The organism is Streptomyces sp. NPDC057638, from assembly GCF_042800315.1.
Lineage (GTDB): Bacteria > Actinomycetota > Actinomycetes > Streptomycetales > Streptomycetaceae > Streptomyces.
In genome coordinates this window covers 1-21,620 of the sequence record NZ_JBHVHF010000124.1, presented here as the reverse complement: position 1 = coordinate 21,620, position 21,620 = coordinate 1, and the positions used below count along the sequence as shown (strand labels likewise).

Sequence of the window (21,620 nt, the reverse complement as noted above, 5' to 3'; positions counted from 1 at the left end):
GCGAAGAGCGGTGCTGCCCGGCGGGCGTTCACTCTCCTCGCCGCGCTGGCGCTGCTGGCGCTCGCCCTCTGCGCGAGCGTGATGTTCGGCAGCCGCAGCACGTCATTCGGCGATGTGCTCGACGTCCTGGCGGGCACCGCCGACGCCACCACCACGACCATCGTGGAGAGCCGCTACCCCCGGACCGCCATCGGGGTGCTGGCGGGACTCGCGCTCGCCGTCGCGGGCACCCTGATGCAGGGCGTCACCCGCAATCCGCTCGCCGAACCGGGGCTGCTCGGCATCAACGCGGGCGCCTCCGCGAGCATCGTCGTCGCGACCGCCTTCTGGGGCGCGACGGGCGCCACCGCCGCCATGTGGTGGGCCCTGCCCGGGGCCGTGGTCGCCGGGGTGCTGGTCCAGGCCATCGGCTCGGTGGGCTCCAGCAGGAGTCAGGTCCGTCTCGTCCTGGCGGGCGCGGTCCTCTCCGCGATGCTGATGGCCTTCATCCAGGCGGTGACCCTCAGCAAGCCGCGGATCTTCGACAGCTACCGCTACTGGGTGGTGGGCGCGCTCGGCGGCCGGGACTTCGACGTCTTCTGGGCCATGGCCCCCTTCGCCGCCGTGGGCCTGCTGCTCGCGCTGGCCCTGGGGCGCGCGCTCAACGCGCTCGCGCTGGGCGACGCGACGGCGGCGGCACTGGGCGCCACCCCGTGGCTGGTGCGCTCCTGCGGGCTCTTCGCCGCCACCTTGCTGAGCGCGGCGGCGACCGCGGCCGTCGGCCCGGTCGCCTTCGTCGGACTGGCCGTACCCCATGTGGTGCGGGCCCTGGTCGGGGTGGACTTCCGCTGGCAGATCGTGTTCTCGGCACTGCTCGGTCCGACGCTGCTGCTCGCGGCCGATGTCATCGGCCGGGTCGTGATGCGCCCGCAGGAACTGATGGTCGGCGTGGTCACGGCCTTCATCGGCGCGCCCGCGCTGCTGTTCGCCGTTCGCCGGATGAGGGGGAACGCATGACGGACACCGTCATCCGGCCGCGCGGAGTGCTCCGCGTGGGACGGCTCGCGCTCCCCGTCCGCAGGGCCTCGGCCCTCACCGCGCTCGGGCTGCTGGTACTGCTTCTGGTGGCCGGCACGGCGACGCTCTCCCTCGGCCGTCTCGGCATCCCGCTGGCCGAGCTGCCGGACGCGCTCCTCGGCGGTGCCCGGGGCAAGGACGCCTTCGTCCTGGAGCGGCTGCGCGGCCCGCGGCTGACCGTCGCCGTCGGCACGGGCGCCGCCCTGGGGCTCGCCGGGGCGCTCTTCCAGTCCGCCACCCGCAATCCGCTCGGCAGCCCCGATGTGATCGGACTCAACGCGGGCGCGGGCGCGGGAGCGGCCATCGCGGCGCTACTGCTCGCGGGGACCGTGCCGATCCCGGTGGGCGCGCTCGCCGGGGCGACGCTGGCGATGACAGTGGTCTATGTCTCCACCGGTACGGGCTTTCGCCATCCGGCCCGGCTGGTGGTCGCGGGCATCGGTGTCGCCGCGATCGGCGCGGCCGTCACCCAGTACGTGGTGTACGCGATGGAACGGGACAACGCCTCCGCCCTCACCGCGTACGTCAACGGCAGCCTCTCCGCCCGGTCCTGGCGGGACGCGGCCACCATCGGTCTGGTGCTGCTGGTGGTCCTTCCACTGACCGCGCTGCTCGCCCGCCGTCTGGCCGTCGCCGAGATGGGGGACGACATCGCCCAGGGCCTCGGTTCGGAGCCGCGGCGGACCAAGACCTACGCGGTGGTCCTGGCCATCGTGCTGTCGGCGGGCGCGGTCAGCGTCGCGGGTCCCATCGCCTTCATCTCCCTGACCGCCCCTCAGATCGCCAAGCGGATCACCCGCCTCCCCGGCCCCCATCTGCTGCTGGCGACCCTGACGGGGGCGCTGCTGCTGGTCCTGGCGGATCTCGCGGCGCAGCAGCTGTCGCTCTTCGACGATCTGCCGGTCGGCATCTACACCATGGCGATCGGCGGCGGGTACCTCGGGTATCTGCTGGTACGGGAGCGGCGCCGCGGCGCCTTGTGACGGAGACCGGGCGGGGGGACGCGCGCTGGACCACGGGGCATCCGGGCGAGACGGCCCGTGGTCCAGCGCCGCTCAGCGCTTCTTGGTCCTGCGCTGCTGCGGCGGGGTCCACTCACCCCGATGGCGCTGGCAGCGGGAGTAGCCGATCATGGCCGGATTCTGGCAGCGTGTCCCGGCCTTGGTCAGTGCTCCGCACAGCACTTGCTTCCCCATGGGTCCCCTCTCTCCGTCGGACTGCCGGTCCTCGCATCCTCGCTGGGAAGCGAACCCTCCGCACACCTTTCCCCGCGGGCCGACCGATTCCGGGGCGTCGAGGGCCGGATCGTGCCGGGTGGGGGTGGGGGTGGCACTCCGACAGCTGAGGGCTGGGGCCTGGGGCCTTCGGCGGTCCCGAATCCCCGCCTTCGTTGGTTCATAAGCCCTCACCCCTGTGGTCACGCGGCCATGACCTCGGAGGTCATGGCCTCCGGCGGTGGTGGTCGGCGAGACTCCGGGGCGGGCACCGCGCCAGCGGGACGGACCTGGAGCACCGCTCTCCGTATGACGAACCTGAGAGCACCGCTCTCCACCCCACAAACCCGAGAGCACCGCTCTCCCCACAACCAACCCCAGAGCACCGCTCTCCATGGAACGAGGGATACACATGTCACAGCAGGGTTCGCGGCCGACGGGTGCGGCCGCCCCGGGGCAGGGCTCTGGAACCGGGGGCGCGGTGGAGGAGTTCATGGCGGCGTACCGGGCCTGGGGCGCGGCACCGACCGTCGCGGGCTATATGAAGCTGTTCACCCCCGACGGCACGCTGATGGACTCCGGGCTCGGGAGACCGATCGGCTATCGCGCCATCGAACGCCAGATGGAGGCGGTGCTGACGGTGGTGCCGGACTACCGGTTCGACCCCTTCGCGGTGACGGTCCAGGACGGTGGCCGGGTGATCCTCGTGACGGCGCGGAACACGGGCACGGTGACGGCGAGCGGACCCACAGGACCCACCCGCCCCGCCGGGTCCGGCGAGTCCCGGGGGCCATCGGTCGCGGTCGACTACCTGACCCGTCACCGGCTGCTGCTCCGGGGCCCGCGCGTGGAACAGGGGCGACGCTACTGGGACCAGACCGAACTCTTCCGCCCGCTCTCCCCCGGGTTGCCGGGGCTCGTCCATGGCCTCGGCCCCGGCGCGGTGCTCGGCGACGCGCGTCCCGGACGCTCCCACCGGCGGCGACAGGACGCCTGGAACGCCCGTGACGCCGCCGCGCTCGTCGCCGGTCTGCCGGAGTCGGTGCGGCTGACCGGCCCGGGGCTGGACCGGCCGCTCATCGGCCGCGACAGCGCCCGGGCCTATCTGGAGCGGTTCTTCAGCGCGACGCACACACTCGAACTGACCCCCGGGCACCGGGTCCACGAGGGTTCCACCACCTTTCAGGAGTGGGTGGGCGGCGCCACGGTGGGCCCCGAGCGCCGCCCGGTGCGCTACGGCGTTCTCGAACGTCTCACCCAGGACGCCTCGGGCGCCACGGAGTGGGAGTTGTCCTTCGACACCCTGGACCTGGTCGCCTCCGCGACCGAGATCGACCGGCTGCGGGCGCTGCTCTTCGGCTGAGATGGCCCGGCGCCGCCTTCGGGCCCGGTCCGCCGACCCCGTCGGTCGGAGCGGTGGGGCCTCTTCGTCTCCCTGGTCACTCGCCGCCGTCGCCCGCCGCTATGGGGACGTCCACGGCCGAGAGCAGGGACCAGACGCGCTGGGGGGTGAGGGGCGTGGCGGTCAGGGCGGGGGCGATCTCGGGGACGGCGGCGGCGACCGCGTTGGCGATGGTGGCCGGGGTGGGGATCACCCCGCTCTCCCCGAGTCCCTTGAACCCCCCGGGGTTCATGGTGCTCGGGGTGGTCCGGTGCTCGATGGTGACCGCCGGGACATCACCGCTGACGGGCATGGTGTAGTCACGCAGATCGATGGCGAGCGGCTGCCCGGTGGCCGGGTCGTAGTGGGCCTCCTCCAGCAGGGCCAGCCCGATGCCCTGGGTGATGCCGCCGATGAGCTGGCCTTCGGCGATCAGCGGGTTGACCAGGACTCCGCTGTCGTTGACGGCCCAGTAGTCCTCGACCCGGACCTCGCCGGTCTCCAGGTCGACGGCGACGGCGGCGCCATGGGCGGAGTAGGCGTAGGTGACGCCGGAGGGGTCGAAGTCCACCGACTCCTCCAGTTGGGCACGGTCCGCCGGGTGCGGGCCCCAGCCGTTCCAGCCGCGCCGGGCCACCTCGGGCCAGGCGATCGTCTCCCCGGCGGAGGAGTGGAAGGCGTTCCCGTCGAAGGTGACGTCCTCGCCGGGGACACCGAGGAAGTGGGCGGCCAGGTCGTCCATGCGCCGCCGCAGGGTGGTGGCCGCCTTCAGCACGGCGCTGCCCGCCAGCGCGAGGGAGCGGCTGGCCTGGGAACCGAGGGCCGAGTACGGGGTGGTGTCGGTGTCGCCGAGACGCAGGGCGATCCGGTCGAGCGGCACTCCGAGGTGGTCGGCGGCGATCTGGGCGAGGCTGGTCTCGATGCCCTGACCGATCGCCGTGACCCCGGCGAACACGGTGACGGTGCCGTCGTGGTTGATCCTGACCCGGGCGCCCTCCCAGCCGTTCCAGTCGACGCCGAACATCTCCAGCAGCGACGAGGGCGCGAAGCCGGTGACCTCGACGCTCGCGGTCACGGCGGTCCCCCGGCGGACCGTACCGCTGGACGGCCGACGGTGCCGCTCGGCCAGCTCGGCGGCGCGGCGCAGCAGCGAGGGGGAGTCACCGGAGTCGTAGACCAGTCCGGTACGGGTGGTGTGGGGCAGGTCGTCGGCGGTGAGGAGGTTGAGCTGACGCAAGGCGAGCGGATCACGGCCGGTCTCCCGGGCGGCCTCCTCGACCAGCCGCTCCCGGATCCAGGCGGCCTCCTGCATCCCGTACCCACGGTAGGCGCCGGTGGGAACGGTGTTGGTGTACACGGCGGTCACCGTCGCTCCCGCCCGCTCGAAGCGGTACGGACCCTCCAGCGAGAGTCCGGTCACCTGGAAGGGGCCGGTCCCGGCCTCGATGACGAACGCGCCGACATCCCCGGTGACCCGGGCGTGCAGGGCGAGGAAGCGCCCGTCGGCGTCGAGCGCGAGACGGGCCCGGGCCCGCTGGCCGCGACCCTGGTGACTGGCGGCCAGGTTCTCCCGGCGGTCCTCGATCCACTTGACCCGGCGGCCGAGCAGCCGCGCGGCGAGGCAGACCAGGGCCTCGTCGGTCTGCAGGACGGTCTTCCCGCCGAAGCCGCCGCCCACGTCCGGGGCGACGACGCGCACCTGGTCCTGGCGGAGTCCGAGCGTGGTGGCGATCCGGCGGCGCAGCGGATGGGGGGTCTGGGTGCTGGCCCAGACCGTCAGGGCGCCACCGCCCGCCCGGGTCCACTCGGCGAGCACGCCGCGCGGCTCCATGGGGCTGTGGCTGATCCGCTGGATCGCGAGGTCGCGCTGGACGACATGGGCGGCGGAGGCGAAGACGGCCTCCAGATCGGCCGGGTCGTCACCGAAGTGGACCTCGCCGACGAGGTTGGTTCCGTGGTCCGGGTGGACCAGGGGCGCGCCGTCGGCGAGCGCCGCCTCGGGGTCGATGACGGAGGGCAGCGGTTCGATCGTCACGGTCACCTGTTCGGCCAGATCCTCGGCCTCGGCCCGGCTGCGGGCGACGACGAGGCCGAGCGGCTGACCGACATGGCGCACGGTGTGCGCGTCCAGGGGCACGGTCGTCGCGCGCTGGCCCATGAGCCGCCAGGAGGTGGGGAGCGGGGCGAGGTGGGCGGCGATGTCATCGGGGCCGAGGACGAGGAGCGCGCCGCCGGGGAGGAGCGCGGGTTTGGCGTCGAAGGCGGTGACCCGGCCGTGCGGCACGGGGCTGCGCAGGACGGCGGCGTGGAGCACGCCGCGCGCGTCGAGGTCGTCGACGAAGAGCCCCTCGCCGCGCAGCAGCCGGGGGTCATGGGTCCTCGGCATGCGGCGCCCGACGAAGGGAGCGCTGGGCGTGGTGGTCGCTGTGCCAGCCGTGGGGGCGGTGGAGGTGGTCTCCGCGTGGCCGTCAGCGCTGGTAGCCGCGCCGACGCTGGTAGCCGTGCGGGCGTCGGTGCCGGTGCCCGCGCCGGCGCTGATGCCGGTCATTCGGCGGCCTCCTGCCTGGTCCGGGCCCAGTGGCGTTCGATCGCCGCGCGGATGCCGTTGTAGCCGGTACAGCGGCAGAGGTGGCCGGGGAGGACCCGTTCGGTGGTCTCGGCCGCGCTCAGCCCCTCCCGTTCCGCGTGCGTGAGGGACATCAGGACGCCCGGGGTGCAGAAGCCGCACTGGAGGCCGTGCTCGGTCATCAGCGCCTCCTGGAGGCCGCCGAGCGTCACCTCGTCGGCCAGACCCTCGACGGTCTCGACCCGGCAGCCGTCCGACTGGACCGCGAGCATCAGGCAGGACCGCACCGGGGAGCCGTCGACGAGGACGGTGCAGGCACCGCACACGCCCTGCTCGCAACCGACATGGGTCCCGGTCAGCCCGAGGTGGTGGCGGAGGAGGTCGCTCAGCGGGGTCCGGTACTCGATCTCAGCCGAGTGGTGCTGGCCGTTGACGGTGAGGGTCACGCGTCCGCCGGTCATCGGGGGCCTCCGTCGGGGGTGGGGGCGGTCAGGGCGGTGAGGGCGCGGCGGAGCAGCACGCGCAGCAGGTGGGCGCGGTAGGCGGCGTCCCCGTGCTGGTCGGACGGTGGGTCGGTGTCCGCGTCCAGGGCCGCGCGCACCTCAGCGGCGCGGGCGGGGTCCGGTACGAAGTCGAACGGATCCCGTACGAGGGGGGACGCGCCCCGGTCGGCATGGGTCGCGCCGGCATCGGTGCCGGTGCCGGTCCTGATGCCGCCGCCGGTCCTGGCACCGGTGCCGTCCGGGTGCGCGGGCCGGAGGTGTGCGCCGGTCAGGGCGCGTTCGGCCGCGTACAGGCGCAGGGGGCGGTCGGCGACGCCGGAGGCGGCCAGAGTGAGCCGGGTCGCGACGGTTCCGTCGAGGACCACCGTCGCGCACAGTCCGGCCAGCGGCAGCCCGCCCCCGCCGCGCCGGGTCACCGAGGTGAAGTGGTGGCGCGCGAGCGGGTCGCGCGGGAAGGTGATCCCGGTGAGCAGCTCACCGGCGCGCAACGCGGTGGTCCCGGCCCCGGTGAAGAACTCCGTGGCCGCGACCGTGCGCGTCCCGGAGACGGAACGCAGTGTCAGCTCGGCCCCCAGCGCCAGCGCGACGGTGGAGAGCTGACCGGCCGGGTCGGCCTGGCAGAGCGTGCCGCCGAGCGTGGCACGGTGGCGGATCTGCGGATGGGCCACCCGTGCGGCGGTCGCGGGGAGGACGGGCAGGGCCTCGGCCAGGGGCGCGCTGTGTTCCAGGGTGCTGAGCCGGGTCATGGCGCCGACGCGCACACCGCGTTCCCCGATCTCGATCCCGTCGAGACCGGGCACCCGGTTGAGGTCGAGCACGGCCGTCGGCCGTACCGCGCGCAGGTTCAGCAGGGGGACGAGGCTCTGGCCGCCCGCGAGCGGTACGGGGCGGGGTCGCGGACCGCGCAGCAGTTCCAGCGCCTCGTCGACACTGCGTGGCAGGTGGTAGTCGAAGGGGACGGGCTTCACGGAGCCTCCTGTCGGTCCGGCGCTGTGCCACGGCGGGGGCCGTCGGGCGGGGTCCCCCGGAACGCGACGGTCCATCGGGGGCTCACGCTTCCCGAGCGGGGGCGCCTCGCGCAAGAGCACGCGCCTCCCTGGCGGAACATGCGCCCGCGCGATATCGGGCACGCCCCTCGCGCCGCTGGCGCCCCGTAGGGCCCCTGGGCCCCCGTTGTCTGGACGTTGTCTGTCCAACGTCAAGGAACGACACCGAACAAACCACCACGGGCTGCGACAGGTGCCGTACAACTCCCGAACGGGGTACGCGGGTTCAGGGCCCGGGGTGTCCCCGTACTGGCGCTCCTCCGGGCGGGCGCCGCGCGCCACCCTGGTAGCGCCTCCCGATGCGGTCCGGTCGGAGGCGCCCCCTGGTGTCACCCACCCGGCCCCACCCCGGATGCCGTCCCGGAGCCGCGCCCGCACAGTGGCCATGGGCGGGGCCGCCGTCGTCCGCCCGACTCCTTCGTCACCTCCGTACCGACGGCCCACAGACAAGGAGCGCGCCATGGCCGTGCCCCTCCCCCGGCGTCTCGTCGGCGTCGCCGCCGTGACGCTGCTGGCTCTCGGAGCGACGGGGTGCTCCGGTCTCGGGCGGACCGCCGTGGGACCGGTGACCTGGGAGACGCCCCAAGAGCACGCGATCATGGTGAACAGCCCGCTCGTGACGGGATGTCACAGCCTGGGACCGGGAGCGGTCGCGGTCGAGAACGGCACGCTCGTCGACCTGGTGCTCTACCGCACCCCGCGCTGTACCGGTGGTGACACCATCTATCTGCCGACGACGACGTCCGATCAGATCGCGCCCGGGTCGGGCCCCTGGCGGAGCTACACCCTGGTGCACTGAGACACCCCGGGAAGGCGACCGCGCGCCCCGGGACACCGCCCGGACCAGCCGCGCGTCGGCGGACTCCGCCGACGACGTGGTACGGGGGCGTACTCCCGGGCACGGACGGCTCTGCGCCAGATGCCGCACTCGGGCCCTCGCGGCCGAAAAGAGGGCTGTGCCGGGGCGGGACAGCGCCAGCACAATCCCCGTACGCCGTAGGTACGGGGCCCGCGGTGGGCGGGGCGAGGCGGCCGGAGCCCTCACCCGGCGACCAGACGAGGGCGCGCGGCCTTCGAGGGACGGAGGGTGCGCTCCGGGACACCCCGTGATCACTCCCATCGGAGGTGCTCACCATGCCCCCTGTCCACACCGGGACCACCGTGGTCCTCGACAGCCACGGCGGGGACCGGCTCTACGCGCAGCCCGACGAACCGCGTGCCGCGGGTCCCACCGTCCGTGCCGCGCTCCCGGACGGTGTCGACGCCTGGTCGGTCACCCGCGGCGACCTCGTGAAGACGCTGCTCACCCATCCGGACGTCTCGCGCGACGCCCGCGCCTCCTGGCCCGGCTACCGCCCGGGGGCCATCCCCTGGCTCTACCCCCGGACGGCCGGGAGCCGCACGCGGTGAGCGACCAGCGGCCCGGGGAGCGCGGGAGCGCGGAGGACCGGGAGGGTGGGCGCCGGAGGCGGCGGCCCTCACCCGGCGACCATGTGACGCTGCTGCTGGGGGCGTATGTACTCGGCGCGCTCGGGCCGGACGAGGACGAGCGGGTGACCGGCCATGTGCGGGTGTGCGACGCGTGCCGGGAGGAGTGTCGGGAACTGGCCGGGGTGCCACCGCTGCTGGCCCTGCTGGCCCGTCCCGGTGTGTCCCCCTCGCTCCAGGAACCAGGGAGACAGACCGGGACCTGATCGCCCGCCCCACCGGTCCGCGCCTGTCACCACCTCCGGCACCGTGCGCCCGCCCACGGGTCCACCCGCCCGTCAGGGACGCGGGGCCGGGTCCGCCCCGTACCCGACGGGAGGCGCGCGTACGTCACGGGTACGCCTGGGTACCCCCGATCCGCGTTCCCCGACAGGACCCTCACCCGAGGCGGGGCACCGCGCGCGGGCGGGGGCGAGGAGGTCACCCGACTGGAGGCCGACCTCGTGCGGCGCCGGAGTGCGGGGCGTAGAACGGGGGCACCGGCCGAGCCGAGGAGTGATCGGGATGAGGATCGTCGTCGACCTCAATCGCTGCCAGGGGTACGCCCAGTGCGTCTTCCTCGCCCCCGAGGTGTTCGCGCTCCATGGTGAGGAGGCCCTGCTCTACAGCCCCGTCATCCCCGACGACCAGCGTGAACGCGTACGCAGGGCGGTGGCCGCCTGCCCGGTGGGAGCCATCGTCAGCGGCGCTCCGGCGGTCCCCGATGGCCACTGACCCGTCCCGCACCGGGGCCCCTGAACTCGGCCGGATCGTGATCGTCGGAGCCTCGCTGGCGGGGCTGCGCGCGGCGGAGACCCTGCGGGAGAAGGGGTTCACCGGAGAACTGACGATCGTCGGCGAGGAGGACCGGGCGCCCTACGACCGGCCGCCGCTCTCCAAGCAGGTCCTGCTCGGCAGGGTGCCCGCCGACGCGCTCACCCTGCCCGCGCGGCGGCCGGTGGACGCGCGCTGGCGGCTCGGGGTCCGCGCCACCGGCGTGGACATGGCCGCCAAGCAGGTGCTGCTCGCCGATGGCGAACGGCTCCCCTTCGACCGGGTGCTGATCGCCACCGGAACCCGGGCCCGGCCCTGGCCCGACCCCGGGCAGGCGGCCCTGGACGGGGTACTGGCGCTGCGCACCGCCGGCGACGCCGCCGAACTGGCAGCGCGCCTGGACGCGGGCCCGCGTCGGGTCCTGGTGATCGGTGCCGGGTTCACCGGGTCCGAGATCGCCTCCGCCTGCCGGGAGCGTGAGCTGCCCGTCACGGTGGTCGAACGCGGCCCGGCCCCTCTGGTGGGCGCCCTCGGCGGCACCCTCGGCGGCTTCGCCAGCGCGCTCCAGCGCCGCCACGGCGTCGATCTGCGCTGTGGGGTGACCGTCAACGCGCTGCGCGGCCAGGGCGGACGGTTCACCGCCGCCGCGCTCTCGGACGGCGAGGAACTCCCGGCGGACATCGCGGTCATCGCGCTCGGCGCCGTCCGCAACACCGAGTGGCTCGCCGACTCCGGACTGGCCGCCGGGCCGCGCGGGCTGGCGTGTGACGCGGGCTGCCGGGCCTTCGACATGTACGGCATCGTGACCGACGACGTCTTCGTCGCCGGAGACGTGGCCCGCTTCCCGCACCCGCTGTTCGAGTACCAGATGCTCACCCTGGAACACTGGGGCAACGCCATCGCCCAGGCCGAGGTCGCCGCGCACAACATGGTGAGCCCGGGTCCACTGCGCCGCCCCCACCTCGCCGTGCCCGCCTTCTGGTCCAGCCAGTTCGGGCTCAACATCAAGTCGGTGGGGGTACCGACCTTCTCCGACCAGGTGGTGATCGCCCAGGGCTCGCTCGCCGAGCGCCGGCTGATCGCGGTCTACGGATACCGGGGCCGGATCACCGCCGCCGTCAGCGTGAACCGGGCGCGCTGGCTGGAGCACTACGAGCGGATGATCGAGGCGGCCGCGCCCTTCCCCCCGCCGCCGGGCGTGATGGACCCGCCGCCCGCACCGGTCCCCATCCCCTCGGACGTCCCCGACCCGAAGGTCCTCTCCCACGGTCCGACCGTCGCGCTCACAGGCCATCTGCCGGACCGTCGGCTGTCACTGGTACGACCGGGGTGAGCCGCCGCCGTCCGGGGCGGGCCCCGTGGCAGGCGCGGGCGGGCCCGTCCTCCCCCGGGCCCGGCCCTACCGCCCGGTCCTCCCAGGCCCCGCGGTGCGAGCCGGACCGGACCACCGCCCGCGCACCCGCCCGTCCGGCCCCCCGCCTCCGTACCGCCTCCGCCGCACCCTCGTGAGGAGCGTCCGCATGTCCCCGGCCCCCGAGACCCTCTTCCGCCGGTTCACCGACTACGCGAACCGTCCCGACCCCTACCCCATCTACGCCGAACTCCGGTCCCACGGTGTGGCGCGGCAGGAGGACGGAAGCTACCTGGTGGGGACCTACCACGAGGTGGAGTCGCTGTTGCACGATCCACGCGTCAGCTCCGACCCGCGCAACCGGACGGACGCCGACGAACTGCTCGCGCGGGAGGGCTCGCTGCCACGGTCCTTCATCACCCAGGACGACCCCGAGCACGACCGCCTGCGCAGGATCACCAACCGGCCCTTCGGCCCGCCACACTCCCCCGGGCGGATCGACGCGCTCCAAGGCGACATCGTCCGGATCTCCCGGGAACTGATCGCCGGGTTCGGGCAGCGCGAACGCATCGACCTGGTCGAGGAGTTCGCCTATCCGCTGCCGGTCAAGGTGATCTGCGGACTGCTCGGCGTGCCGGAGGAGGACGTGCCCCGGGTGCACGCCTGGACGGAGACGATCGTCAACTCGCTCGATCTCTCCCCCGATGTGGACCCCGAACCGCTCCGTCAGACCGCGATGGACGCCAGGAGAGCGATGGCCACCTACCTCGGGGAGCTCGCGGAGGGACGGCGGGGCGAGTCGACCGGCGATCTGCTCGCCGCGCTCGTCAACGACGACGGCCCGGACGGCCGCCTGGACCAGATCGAGCTGATGACCACGGCGGTCCTGCTGATGATCGCCGGGCATGAGACGACGGTCAATCTCATCACCAACGGCATGCTGACCCTGCTGCGCCACCCCGAGGCACTGACTCGGCTACGGGAGGAACCCACGCTGATGCCGACAGCGGTGGAGGAACTGCTGCGGTTCGAGCCACCGGTGCAGTTCCTGCCCCAGCGGACCCCGTTGACGGATATCGAGGTCGCCGGGGTCACGGTGCCCAAGGGCGCGCCCCTGACGCTCGTCCTCGCCTCGGCCAACCGCGACCCCCTGCGCTTCCCGGACGCCGACCGCTTCGACCCCCTGCGCCGGGACATCCAGCACCTCGGCTTCGGCGGGGGAATCCACATCTGCTTCGGCGCGGCCCTGGCCCGGCTGGAGGCCCAGCACGCCCTCACCGAACTGATCCACACCCTGGACGACGACACCACCCTCGCCGAGGACCCCCCGCCCTACCGCCGCAGCCCCGTCCTCCGGGGCCCCCGACACCTGCCGGTGCTGCGGCGAGTGCCGGGGTGAGAGCGGGCGGAACACCCGGACATGGCCCATCCATCCCCGCGCATGCGGGTACGACAGCTTCTCAACCGTCCAGCCGCTGCGCTCCAGCGGTCCATCCCCGCGCATGCGGGTACGACACTTCCTGACCTGCGGTGTTCTCCGCCATGGGTGGCGTTTTCCTTCGGTAGCGATTCGGTACGCACCGACCCGGCCCGACCCTACCGGGGGTGCGTCCACGCTATCGACCGAGCGCCGCCGACGCCGACCGACTCGTCCGGCCCACGGCCGCGAACCTATCCCTCGTAGAGCGGTATCAACTGCTGCTCCTCATAGGCCAGATGGGCCTCCAGCTCGTCGATGAGCCGGGTGACCTCCGCCAGGACCAGCGCGCGGTCGGGCTCCTCGGCCGAGATGACCGACTGGAGTTCGGCGATGAGAGCGGCGACCTTCTGGTGTTCTTCCGCCAGGCGCTCCATCACCGGGGCCATGTGGGGGTGCTGCTGGGCGATGGCGGGGAACATGCCGGTGTCCTCGCGTACATGGTGGTGGTGGAGTCCCTCGCATACGGTCAGGCAGTTGATCCGGAGCTGGGCGCCGAGGCCGGGGCCGGACGCGGCGACCTCCGTGCGGATCAGGGCGAGTTCGCGGCGGAAGGCGTCGTGTACCAGCCGCAGGGCCTCGCCGAAGGTCTTCGCCGCGATGTTCGGGGGGCCGTCGGCGGGGAGCTCCGTCAGGGCGATCACCGGCAGTTGGCGGCCCGCCTTGGTCTGGTACTCGGCCCAGCCGGGTTCGGCCTCGACGGCGCGAGCGAAGACGCGGTCGCGCTCCTCGCCGGTGAGGACGGTGGCTTCGGCGTCGTAGATGAACGATCCGTCCTCGACGGTGACGCGGGGCTGTGCCACCAGGTTGTGGTACCAGGCGGGGTGCCGGGGCGAGCCCCCGGCCGAGGCGATGACGAGGATCCGCTCACCGCCGTCGGGGAGATAGCCGAGCGGGGTGGTGTGCCGGGCTCCCGACCTGGCTCCGGTGGTGGTCAGCAGGATCAGCCGGGCGCCCTCGAACGGTCCCCCGACCCGGCCCCCGTTGGCGCGGAACTCGTCGATGACCTGCTGCTGGAATGCCTGGGGCATGGAGGTGGATGCCTTCTTTCCTGGGGTGGAGGGAATGACGCGAGGTAGTCGTCGTACGGAGTGCCGGAGTCCGTGTTTCTCGCTCTCCGGCCTGCGCCGGGCATGGCGGAGTGACCGCTGGTCAGAACGGTGTACGGACACGTGGACAACGACGAGACGACGAGACGACATGGTGAGAGCAACGGCACGGCAGTGCATGCCGCCAGCGAGAACGCCGCTGACCTGCGGAAGCCCGGCCCGGCGAGCACACGACTGGTGCGGACGCGAAACCGCGACAACGCGATCCGATAAAGACAGCGCGCGCTGTGGCGTCGCGCTGGGAAAAGGCGGGGCTCTCGCCCGCCTCGGCATCACGCCGAGGCCGGGAACCCAACTCGCTGATGGCCCAAGGCCGACCCGGCAGTCACACAGGTGACCTTAATCGTTCGCACAGGTGTCGGGCAACGCGATTTGTGTTCGCTGGTGCTGAGCGCCCGAACCGATCGGGCTGGAGGCGCGGCGACGCGCTCCTGTCGTGGGCGGTGTCAGCGCTCCAGCAGCAGCGCCAGCCCCTGGCCGACACCGATGCACAGCGCGGCGACGCCCGTACCCGAGCCGCGCGCGGCCAGTTGGTGCGCCACCGCGCCCGTGATCCGCGCGCCGGACGCCCCGAGGGGGTGGCCGATGGCGAGCGCGCCACCGCGCGGGTTGACGACGGCGGGGTCGAGCCCCGGCCACTGGCCCAGACACGCCAGCGCTTGGGCGGCGAACGCCTCGTTCAGCTCGAACACGTCCACGGCGTCGAGCCCCCGGCCCGCCTTCGTCAGCGCGCGTTCGACGGCCTCGACCGGTCCCGCGCCGAAGAGCTGGGGTTCGATGCCGGTCACGGCGGTGGCGCCGACCCGGGCGAGGGGCTCGCGGCCGGTGGCGCGCACGGTGTCCTCGTCCATGAGGAGCAGGGCGGCGGCGCCGTCGTTGAGCGGTGAGGAGTTGCCCGCCGTGACGGTACCGTCCTTCCGGAAGACGGGCTTCAGCTTGGCGAGCGCCTCCAGGGACGTGCTCTCCCGGACGCACTCGTCACGGTGGAGTTCCACTCCGTCGACGGGGACGACCTCCCCGTCATAGCGGCCCTCCGCCCAGGCACGCGCGGCCTTGCGGTGGCTGTCGAGGGCGAAGGCGTCCTGGGCCTCGCGGTCGACTCCGTACCGCTCGGCGACGAGTTCGGCGCCCTCGCCGAGGGAGATGGTCCACTCGGCGGGCATCCGGCGGTTGACCATGCGCCAGCCCAGCGTCGTGGAGTGCATCTCGGGTGCCCCGGCCGGGAAGGCCCGCTCCGGCTTCGGCACCACCCAGGGGGCGCGGCTCATCGACTCGACACCGCCCGCGACGACGACGGAGGCGTCCCCGACGGCGATGGCGCGGGCGGCCTGGACGACCGCCTCCATGCCGGAGCCGCAGAGCCGGTTGACGGTGGCGCCGGGCACGGTGACGGGGAGCCCGGCGAGCAGGACCGCCATCCGGGCGACGTCCCGGTTCTCCTCGCCCGCGCCGTTGGCGTTGCCGAAGACGACATCGTCGATCCGGGCCGGGTCGAGGCCGGGGGTGCGGGAGACGAGGGCGGCGAGCACCCCGGCCGCGAGGTCGTCGGGGCGGACTCCGCCGAGCGCGCCGCCGTATTTGCCGACGGGGGTGCGGACGGCGTCGACCACGTAGACATCGCGGAGGCGGTGGGACGGCATACCGGGCGGCTCCTCGTACCTCGCTGGCCAACCGTCCGCCCTCATGCGGGCGTTCGCCAGATGAACTAGAGTTCGCTTGTTTCTCCGTCCCGAGTGTGCGTTCAGGGGCCACACATGTCAACGGACCCACGGACCCCGGGCGTCACCGGGTCCCCGAGTGCCCGAGTCCCCGAAGGGGGAGGGATCGTGATGCGACCGCCGCCACCGGACGAGGCCGTGGGGCCGCTGCTGCGGGGCGTCGCCGTGCTGCGGGCGCTGGCGGTGGCCGAGGGCCGGGCACCGCTCGGGGAGCTGGTCCGCGCCACCGGACTCGCCCGCTCCACCGTCGACCGCCTCACCGGCACGCTGGAACGGATGGGCTATCTGGCCCGGACCGGCCACAGTGTCGCCCTCACCCCCCGGCTGATGGAGCTGGGGAACTCCTATCTGGCCGCCGTGGCACTGCCCGGCCCGCTCGGTCCCGTGGCGGACCGGCTCGCGGACGCGATCGACGAGCCGGTCTCGCTGGCCGTGCCCGACGGCGACGGCGTCCGGCTCGTCCACCAGTCACCCCGCCGCCGCGCCGCGCCCGTGCCGTTCTGGTCGTTCCGCTCCTTCCGGGTCGGCGATCTCCTGCCCGCCGCGCGCACCGCCCAGGGCGCCGTGTTCGCCGCGTACGGCATACAGGAGGCGCCGACCGCCGCTGACCTGGCGACGGCTCGGGTGGCCACCGACGGGTACGCCATCGACGACCAGGGTTTCGAGCCCGGTCTGGTCGCCCTGGCGCTCCCGGTCCGCGCCCCGGGCGGGCAGGTCGTCTGCGCGGTGGCCGTCATCAGCCACACCCGTCGGCACAGCGCGCGCTCGCTGCGTGTCTCCCTGCTGCCACGCGTCCGCACCGCCGTGGCGGAGATGGAGCGGCGGCTGGTACGGGCGGACGGGCCGGAGACGGTCGGCGGCGAGGGTCTCGCGGTCTGGACCCGGGCCTCCAAGCAGGAGTGGGGGGCGGACTTCGTGGAGTCCCTGGCGCGGGGGCTGACGGTGGTCACGGCCTTCGGCGAGGGCCGCCCGGCGCTCGGGCTCGCGGCCGTCGCCCGTGCCACGGGTCTGCCCCGGGCCACCGCGCGCCGCGCCCTGATCACCCTGGAACATCTGGGGCTCGTCGCCGCCCACGACGGCCGGTTCACCCCGACCCCGGCGGTGCTCGGGCTCGGCCACGCCCCGCTCTCCCGGCTGACCCTCGCCGAGATCGCGGCACCGCGTCTGTCGGCGCTCGCGGAGCGGGCCGGTGACTCGGCCTCGCTCGCCGTGCTCGACGGCGACTCCATCGTCTACACCGCCCGAGCCGCCGTGACACGGGTGATGAGCGTGGACATACGGACCGGTACCCGCTTCCCCGCCTACGCCACCTCCATGGGGCGCGTCCTCCTCGCGGGTCTGTCCGGCGACGAACGCGTCACCTTCTTGCGGCGCGCGGAACGCGTCTCCCTGACGCCGCGTACGCTCACCGCGCTCCCCGAACTCCTGGCGGCCGTGGCGCGGGCGGAGCGTGACGGTCACGCCCTCGTGGAGGAGGAGCTGGAGCGGGGTCTGCGCTCCCTCGCCGTGCCCGTGCGCGACCGTTCCGGCACGGTGGTGGCGGCGGTCAACGTGGCGATGCACACGAGCCGCCGCTCCGTCGGGGAGTGCCTGTCCCGGCTGCTCCCGGCGCTCCGCGCCACCGCCGTGGAGATCGAGGGTGATCTGGCGGTGGCCGGGCGATTCACGTCCGTACCGCTGACCTGAGCCACCCATCCCCGTCCACACCTCCGGCCTGCGTCACCCACCCACGTCCACACCGCCGATCCGAGCCACCGGCCCCAGCCGACACCACCGGCCTGGGCCGCCAACCCCCGCCCGTACCGCTGACCTGGGCCACCGACCCCCTCCACCCCCTACCACCGGCACAAGCCACCGATCGCGGACGCGCCCACGATCCTGACCGCGCGGGCATGCCTCCACCGTGCGCCCCCGCCCGCCCGGCCGCGTCCGCGACCGTCCCGTGGGGCGCGAAGACGGGGCGTAGGCATGACGCGTTTGCGCCCTGCCCGGCGGGGGCGAGGTCGGCTACCGTTCGGCGTCGCCCGGCGAAGCACATCCGAGCGCCGGCGACAAGGGGGTCGTGATGACCACGTGGTCCGTGCCCGGGTACACCGAGTCCCGGGAGCTGGGATCCGGTACCAGCGGGCGGGTCGTCCTCGCCGCCCATGACGCCACCGGCGTCCCGGTGGCGATCAAGTACCTCACCGAACGGCTGCGCCGCGACCCGGCCTTCGTCCGGGACTTCCGCGCGGAGGCACGGCTGCTCGCCGGACTCGACTCCCCCTGTGTCGCGGGACTGTACGAGTACGTGGAGTCCCCGCACGGCAACGCCATCGTCATGGAGCTGATCGACGGCGTGGCCCTGCGCGCGCTGCTGCGCCAGGAGGGCGCCACCAGCCCGGAGGCGGCGCTCGCGGTGCTCAAGGGCTCGCTGCTCGGGCTGGCCGCCGCGCACCGCGCGGGGGTGGTGCACCGTGACTACAAGCCCGAGAACGTGCTGGTCGCGGCGGACGGCACCTCGGCGCTGGTGGACTTCGGGGTGGCGGTGCGGCGCGGCACGCTCCCGGAAGTGGCCGGGACCCCTCCGTATATGGCGCCCGAACAGTGGCAGGGTGAGGCGGCGTCACCCGCCGCCGACGTCTACGCGGCCACCGCCACCTTCTACGAGTGCCTGACCGGCGAGCGCCCCTTCCAGGGGGAGAACCTGGCGGAGCTGGCGCTCGCCCACGCCAGCGCGCCCGTGCCCGTGGACGGCGTTCCGGAGCGACTGCGCCCCCTGCTCGGCCGGGGGCTCGCCAAGTCCCCCGGAGAGCGGCCGGGTGACGCGGAGGCGTTCGTGGCGGAGCTGGAGGAGATCGCCAGGTCCGCGTACGGCGAGGACTGGGAGGAGCGGGGCCTGCGTTCGCTGGCGGCGCTCGCGGCTCTGCTGCCCCTTCTCTTCCCGTCGGCGCGGGACAGCGCGTCGAGCACCACGGAGCTGGCCAGCACCACCGTGGGCGGAGGCGGAGCGCGGGCCGGACGCCGGAAGGCCGGACGCCGTCGGCGCGGCCGCGCCTCCCAGCGCGGGGCGTCGGCTCCGTCCAGGGTGCCCGGGTTATCGGGGCAGGCGGGGTTACCGGCGTTACGCGCCGCACTAAGTGGCGCGCGGGTTCGGCTCGGTACGCGTGGCACGCATGGGACACGGGCCGCTCGGGCGCTCCAGGGCGAGTCGTCGCGCGCCGTCGCCGCGTCGGCGGTCGCGGCGCTCGCGGTCGCGGGGCTGTTCTCGCTCTTCATGGCCACCGGGTCGGAGGGCGAGCGGGTCGGCGGAGCGTCCGTGCGGAGCCTGGCGACCACCCGGGCCGACCCTCCGGGCCCCTCCCCCGCGCCGTCCTCGCCCGCACCCTCACCCTCGGCGTCGCCCTCCGCCCCGCCTCCGTCGTCACCCGTTCCCCAGGTCTCGCCCTCGCCGTCGTGGCGGGGGTACCCCCCGGCCGGGCGGGACCGGGTACCGCCGTCCGCCCGTCCACCCCGGGCGGCTCCCGGCCCCGGCTCCGCACCGCCCGGTACCCGGCCGACGCCGACTCCCCGGCCGACGCCCAGCCCCAGTCCGACCCCGAGTCCGACACCCAGCCCCACCGGGCCGACTCCCACACCGACACCGACTCCCACACCAACACCAACACCCAGTCCGACGCCCAGCCCGACGCCCAGTCCGACGCCCAGTCCGACGCCCAGTCCCACGGGATCGAGCCCGGCGCCGGTGCAGGTGCTCTCCGCCGAGGTGACCGGCTTCTCCACCCAGCCGCAGCGCGCCCGTCTGGAGACCACGACCGCCACGGTCGAGATCGCGACCGACGGCATCGGGCCGTTCCTGCTGACGCTCGTCTGGTTCACCGCCTCCTCCTCGGAGGATCCGGGAAACCCCGAGGCCACCGACACGGTCGAACTGAGCGGCTCCCGTACCTACACGGTGGTCCGCAGCCATTCCTTCACCGGCTCCGACTGCTATCTGGGAGTGCGTGCCGTGACCGTGCCCCTCGCGCCGAACGGTGAGTCGTCCCGGCGGATCGAGCGGGGGTGCTCGCACGATGAGTGATGACGCAACCCAGGGTGGTGGCGGCGGACGACCGTGGCGGCGCGCGGCCACGACCGCCGGCCCCGCCACGGCGGCATCCGGGACGACGGACAGCGGACCGGAGCCCGGGCGGGAGCACCCGGCGGACGGAGGCACCGCACCCCACCCGGAGAACCCCGCGACAGCGGACGCCCTCTCCCCGGTGGACGGCGGCGACAGCGCCACCGCCCTCGGCAGCCACTGGTTCGAGCGCCCGGCGCGTCCGGATTCGCCGGACGCGCGGACGACGCCTGACGCGCGGACGACGCCTGACGCGCCGGACACACCCGGCCATGAGCGGGCCCCGGTCTGGCCGGAGCGAGGTCCGGGGGCGCCGCTCGGGCACCCCCGGGGGGTGCCGGTGCCACCTCCCGGTTCCACCCTGCCCCTGCCCGAGCCGGAGACCACGGGCACCGGAGCACCCGCCGGAGCCGGTGCCGCCGCGCCCGCCCGGTCCACCGGCCCCGTACCGCCCATCCCCGTACCCGCCGACGTACCGCCTCCCGACCCTGCGGACGGCGAGGTACGGAGGTTCGGGCCCGGGGTCCCCGAGCGGCCCCGGCGGGGCACCGTGGCGGCGGACCGGACCCGGGCGGCCTGGCACGGGACCGGTGTGCCACCCGCACGGCGGCGCGTACGGCGTTACGGCACGGCGGCCCTGGTGGCTCTCCTCACGCTGACGCTGCTGCTGTGGCGGCACTACGGCACCGATCTCAGCGTCGACGGTGTCGACGTACGGTCACCCGCGCGGGCCCTGGAGTGCGACGGGACGGCCGATCTGCTGGGGGTCGTACGGACCAATGGACGGCCCGGAACAGTCGTGTACCGGTGGGTTCGCAGCGACGGGACCTCGTCGGGTGAGCTGCGCGAACAGCTCGCCCGTGGCCAGCGGCAGGCGCGGCTGCGGCTGCTCTGGTCGTTCCAGGGCGAGGGGAGCTACCGGGCCAGTGCCCAGCTCTCCATCGTCTCGCCGTCGACGCACCGGGCGACCGTGCGATTCGCGTACGAGTGCGGATGAGGCCCGCCGTCGGACGCCGGGCCCACGACGGGTCGCCGGGGCCGGTCCAGCGACCGGTTCGACGGAGGGGAGGAGAAAGGGCCGCAAGGCCGGAAGGCGTCACACCGGTACCGCCTGCGCCGGAGGGTCGGACCGTAAGAATTCAGCCATCCACGGATGCCCGATAGGCCCCTCTCCACCCGCTTCGCACCCGGGACCTGCGCTCGTGGTGGAACGCCGTGAAACGCCAAGCGGAGTGTGGATGGAGCTTCGGCGCGGAGCCGCCGGACGGCCCGGGCGACCGTCCCCGGCGCCACCGCCGTCAGATGACAGGATCCGGCGAGAAGCGCCCGCGAACCTCCGGACATGACCGCCTCACCTTATGGTGTGTCACTTTATGTTTGTTTTCGATCAAGCCATCTGAGCAGCGGAGAACGGCACACCGCCACCGGAGAACCGCCCCCACCTGGGTCAACATCATCTTCCACGGCACTGATCCACAGGTCAGTTGACATTCCCTCAGTCAACACAGACCCACACCGCGTGCGCACGGGGTGCAACGCGCGACGCCAGGGACGGTGCCGGGCACTCCCGCCGATCGATTTTGTCAACGGTCTATACCAATTGCGGGGCGAGGCGGAGGCGACCAAAAGCGGATCTTGTCGCACCGTCGACCGGAGTCCAGGATTCCTAGCGCGTCGCCTGGCAGGCACATGACCGAACTTGATCGGTTGCCACCCGGGGACGCGGCACCCCTGTACCCGTACCTCACCGGGCTCACGATCCCGGATCCCCCCAGGAACCACTGTGAAGATCAAGCGCCACTCCCCCACACGGCGGTGCCGCTCGACGGCGGCGGACCGCCGCCGTCGTCGGACCGGTC

The 21,620-nt window shown here is 73.8% G+C and carries 18 protein-coding genes; 12 read left to right on the top strand and 6 right to left on the bottom strand.

Annotated elements, in window-relative coordinates; genetic code table 11:
- Both ACFVIM_RS18400 and ACFVIM_RS18395 read left to right on the top strand, forming a co-directional pair.
- The coding region (locus tag ACFVIM_RS18400) for a FecCD family ABC transporter permease (protein ID WP_384302360.1) at positions 1-996 on the top strand (996 nt) is incomplete at its 5' end.
- Positions 993-2,039 carry a FecCD family ABC transporter permease gene (locus ACFVIM_RS18395; RefSeq protein ID WP_384302358.1) on the top strand — a complete coding sequence of 349 codons (1,047 nt, stop codon included), beginning with the start codon at positions 993-995 and terminating at the stop codon, positions 2,037-2,039. The genes ACFVIM_RS18400 and ACFVIM_RS18395, both read left to right, overlap by 4 nt.
- Positions 2,040-2,111: 72 nt before the next feature.
- On the opposite strand, the gene ACFVIM_RS18390 is transcribed toward ACFVIM_RS18395, so the two are convergent.
- Positions 2,112-2,252: an HGGxSTG domain-containing protein gene (locus ACFVIM_RS18390; protein ID WP_384302356.1), complete on the bottom strand. Its 141-nt coding sequence runs from the start codon at positions 2,250-2,252 to the stop codon at positions 2,112-2,114.
- A gap of 430 nt (positions 2,253-2,682) precedes the next feature.
- Here ACFVIM_RS18390 and ACFVIM_RS18385 point away from each other — a divergent pair, with 430 nt between their 5' ends.
- Positions 2,683-3,633: a nuclear transport factor 2 family protein gene (locus tag ACFVIM_RS18385; RefSeq protein WP_384302354.1), complete on the top strand. Its 951-nt coding sequence runs from the start codon at positions 2,683-2,685 to the stop codon at positions 3,631-3,633.
- A gap of 76 nt (positions 3,634-3,709) precedes the next feature.
- Here ACFVIM_RS18385 and ACFVIM_RS18380 read toward each other — a convergent pair whose 3' ends face one another.
- From ACFVIM_RS18380 to ACFVIM_RS18370, 3 genes are read right to left on the bottom strand one after another with little or no spacing between them, the layout of a single operon-like run.
- Positions 3,710-6,199, bottom strand: a complete 2,490-nt coding sequence (locus ACFVIM_RS18380) for a xanthine dehydrogenase family protein molybdopterin-binding subunit (RefSeq protein ID WP_384302352.1) — start codon at positions 6,197-6,199, stop codon at positions 3,710-3,712.
- Positions 6,196-6,678 (bottom strand): (2Fe-2S)-binding protein, encoded by a 483-nt coding sequence (locus tag ACFVIM_RS18375; protein ID WP_384302350.1) that lies wholly within the window; start codon positions 6,676-6,678, stop codon positions 6,196-6,198. Before ACFVIM_RS18375 ends, ACFVIM_RS18380 begins: the two co-directional genes overlap by 4 nt.
- Positions 6,675-7,688 (bottom strand): FAD binding domain-containing protein, encoded by a 1,014-nt coding sequence (locus ACFVIM_RS18370; protein ID WP_384302348.1) that lies wholly within the window; start codon positions 7,686-7,688, stop codon positions 6,675-6,677. Before ACFVIM_RS18370 ends, ACFVIM_RS18375 begins: the two co-directional genes overlap by 4 nt.
- Positions 7,689-8,226: 538 nt before the next feature.
- Between ACFVIM_RS18370 and ACFVIM_RS18365 the strand changes: the two genes are divergently transcribed.
- From ACFVIM_RS18365 to ACFVIM_RS18340, 6 genes are all read left to right on the top strand, one after another.
- Positions 8,227-8,565: a hypothetical protein gene (locus tag ACFVIM_RS18365; protein ID WP_384302346.1), complete on the top strand. Its 339-nt coding sequence runs from the start codon at positions 8,227-8,229 to the stop codon at positions 8,563-8,565.
- Between the two features lie 335 nt (positions 8,566-8,900).
- A complete protein-coding gene (locus tag ACFVIM_RS18360) occupies positions 8,901-9,176 on the top strand; it encodes a hypothetical protein (RefSeq protein WP_384302344.1) in 276 nt (91 codons plus the stop codon).
- The gene (locus ACFVIM_RS18355; protein WP_384302342.1) at positions 9,173-9,460 is read left to right on the top strand and encodes a zf-HC2 domain-containing protein; all 288 of its coding nucleotides are present in this window, start codon (positions 9,173-9,175) and stop codon (positions 9,458-9,460) included. Before ACFVIM_RS18360 ends, ACFVIM_RS18355 begins: the two co-directional genes overlap by 4 nt.
- A 298-nt stretch (positions 9,461-9,758) precedes the next feature.
- Positions 9,759-9,968, top strand: coding sequence for a ferredoxin (locus ACFVIM_RS18350; RefSeq protein ID WP_384302340.1), 210 nt, complete (start codon positions 9,759-9,761; stop codon positions 9,966-9,968).
- The gene (locus ACFVIM_RS18345) at positions 9,958-11,340 is read left to right on the top strand and encodes an NAD(P)/FAD-dependent oxidoreductase (RefSeq protein ID WP_384302338.1); all 1,383 of its coding nucleotides are present in this window, start codon (positions 9,958-9,960) and stop codon (positions 11,338-11,340) included. The genes ACFVIM_RS18350 and ACFVIM_RS18345 overlap by 11 nt, the downstream gene beginning before the upstream one ends.
- Positions 11,341-11,527: 187 nt before the next feature.
- The gene (locus ACFVIM_RS18340; RefSeq protein WP_384302336.1) at positions 11,528-12,757 is read left to right on the top strand and encodes a cytochrome P450; all 1,230 of its coding nucleotides are present in this window, start codon (positions 11,528-11,530) and stop codon (positions 12,755-12,757) included.
- Between the two features lie 272 nt (positions 12,758-13,029).
- Here ACFVIM_RS18340 and ACFVIM_RS18335 read toward each other — a convergent pair whose 3' ends face one another.
- Positions 13,030-13,866 (bottom strand): nitroreductase/quinone reductase family protein, encoded by an 837-nt coding sequence (locus ACFVIM_RS18335; protein WP_384302334.1) that lies wholly within the window; start codon positions 13,864-13,866, stop codon positions 13,030-13,032.
- A 524-nt stretch (positions 13,867-14,390) separates the two neighbouring features.
- Positions 14,391-15,584, bottom strand: a complete 1,194-nt coding sequence (locus ACFVIM_RS18330; protein WP_384302332.1) for a thiolase family protein — start codon at positions 15,582-15,584, stop codon at positions 14,391-14,393.
- A 189-nt stretch (positions 15,585-15,773) separates the two neighbouring features.
- Here ACFVIM_RS18330 and ACFVIM_RS18325 point away from each other — a divergent pair, with 189 nt between their 5' ends.
- From ACFVIM_RS18325 to ACFVIM_RS18315, 3 genes are all read left to right on the top strand, one after another.
- Positions 15,774-17,348 (top strand): IclR family transcriptional regulator C-terminal domain-containing protein, encoded by a 1,575-nt coding sequence (locus ACFVIM_RS18325; RefSeq protein WP_384302330.1) that lies wholly within the window; start codon positions 15,774-15,776, stop codon positions 17,346-17,348.
- A gap of 379 nt (positions 17,349-17,727) precedes the next feature.
- Positions 17,728-19,722, top strand: a complete 1,995-nt coding sequence (locus ACFVIM_RS18320; RefSeq protein WP_384302328.1) for a serine/threonine-protein kinase — start codon at positions 17,728-17,730, stop codon at positions 19,720-19,722.
- Positions 19,715-20,758 carry a hypothetical protein gene (locus tag ACFVIM_RS18315; RefSeq protein ID WP_384302326.1) on the top strand — a complete coding sequence of 348 codons (1,044 nt, stop codon included), beginning with the start codon at positions 19,715-19,717 and terminating at the stop codon, positions 20,756-20,758. The genes ACFVIM_RS18320 and ACFVIM_RS18315 overlap by 8 nt, the downstream gene beginning before the upstream one ends.
- The last annotated feature ends 862 nt before the right edge of the window (positions 20,759-21,620 follow it).

Bases quoted from the DNA above. Each gene is read 5' to 3' on its own strand.
- ACFVIM_RS18350 (WP_384302340.1), top strand. From the start codon at position 9,759: ATGAGGATCGTCGTCGACCTCAATCGCTGCCAGGGGTACGCCCAGTGC.
- ACFVIM_RS18325 (WP_384302330.1), top strand. From the start codon at position 15,774: ATGCGACCGCCGCCACCGGACGAGGCCGTGGGGCCGCTGCTGCGGGGC.
- ACFVIM_RS18395 (WP_384302358.1), top strand. From the start codon at position 993: ATGACGGACACCGTCATCCGGCCGCGCGGAGTGCTCCGCGTGGGACGG.
- ACFVIM_RS18330 (WP_384302332.1), bottom strand. From the start codon at position 15,584: ATGCCGTCCCACCGCCTCCGCGATGTCTACGTGGTCGACGCCGTCCGC.
- ACFVIM_RS18345 (WP_384302338.1), top strand. From the start codon at position 9,958: ATGGCCACTGACCCGTCCCGCACCGGGGCCCCTGAACTCGGCCGGATC.
- ACFVIM_RS18380 (WP_384302352.1), bottom strand. From the start codon at position 6,199: ATGACCGGCATCAGCGCCGGCGCGGGCACCGGCACCGACGCCCGCACG.
- ACFVIM_RS18385 (WP_384302354.1), top strand. From the start codon at position 2,683: ATGTCACAGCAGGGTTCGCGGCCGACGGGTGCGGCCGCCCCGGGGCAG.
- ACFVIM_RS18375 (WP_384302350.1), bottom strand. From the start codon at position 6,678: ATGACCGGCGGACGCGTGACCCTCACCGTCAACGGCCAGCACCACTCG.
- ACFVIM_RS18365 (WP_384302346.1), top strand. From the start codon at position 8,227: ATGGCCGTGCCCCTCCCCCGGCGTCTCGTCGGCGTCGCCGCCGTGACG.
- ACFVIM_RS18335 (WP_384302334.1), bottom strand. From the start codon at position 13,866: ATGCCCCAGGCATTCCAGCAGCAGGTCATCGACGAGTTCCGCGCCAAC.
- ACFVIM_RS18390 (WP_384302356.1), bottom strand. From the start codon at position 2,252: ATGGGGAAGCAAGTGCTGTGCGGAGCACTGACCAAGGCCGGGACACGC.
- ACFVIM_RS18360 (WP_384302344.1), top strand. From the start codon at position 8,901: ATGCCCCCTGTCCACACCGGGACCACCGTGGTCCTCGACAGCCACGGC.
- ACFVIM_RS18320 (WP_384302328.1), top strand. From the start codon at position 17,728: ATGACCACGTGGTCCGTGCCCGGGTACACCGAGTCCCGGGAGCTGGGA.
- ACFVIM_RS18315 (WP_384302326.1), top strand. From the start codon at position 19,715: ATGAGTGATGACGCAACCCAGGGTGGTGGCGGCGGACGACCGTGGCGG.
- ACFVIM_RS18340 (WP_384302336.1), top strand. From the start codon at position 11,528: ATGTCCCCGGCCCCCGAGACCCTCTTCCGCCGGTTCACCGACTACGCG.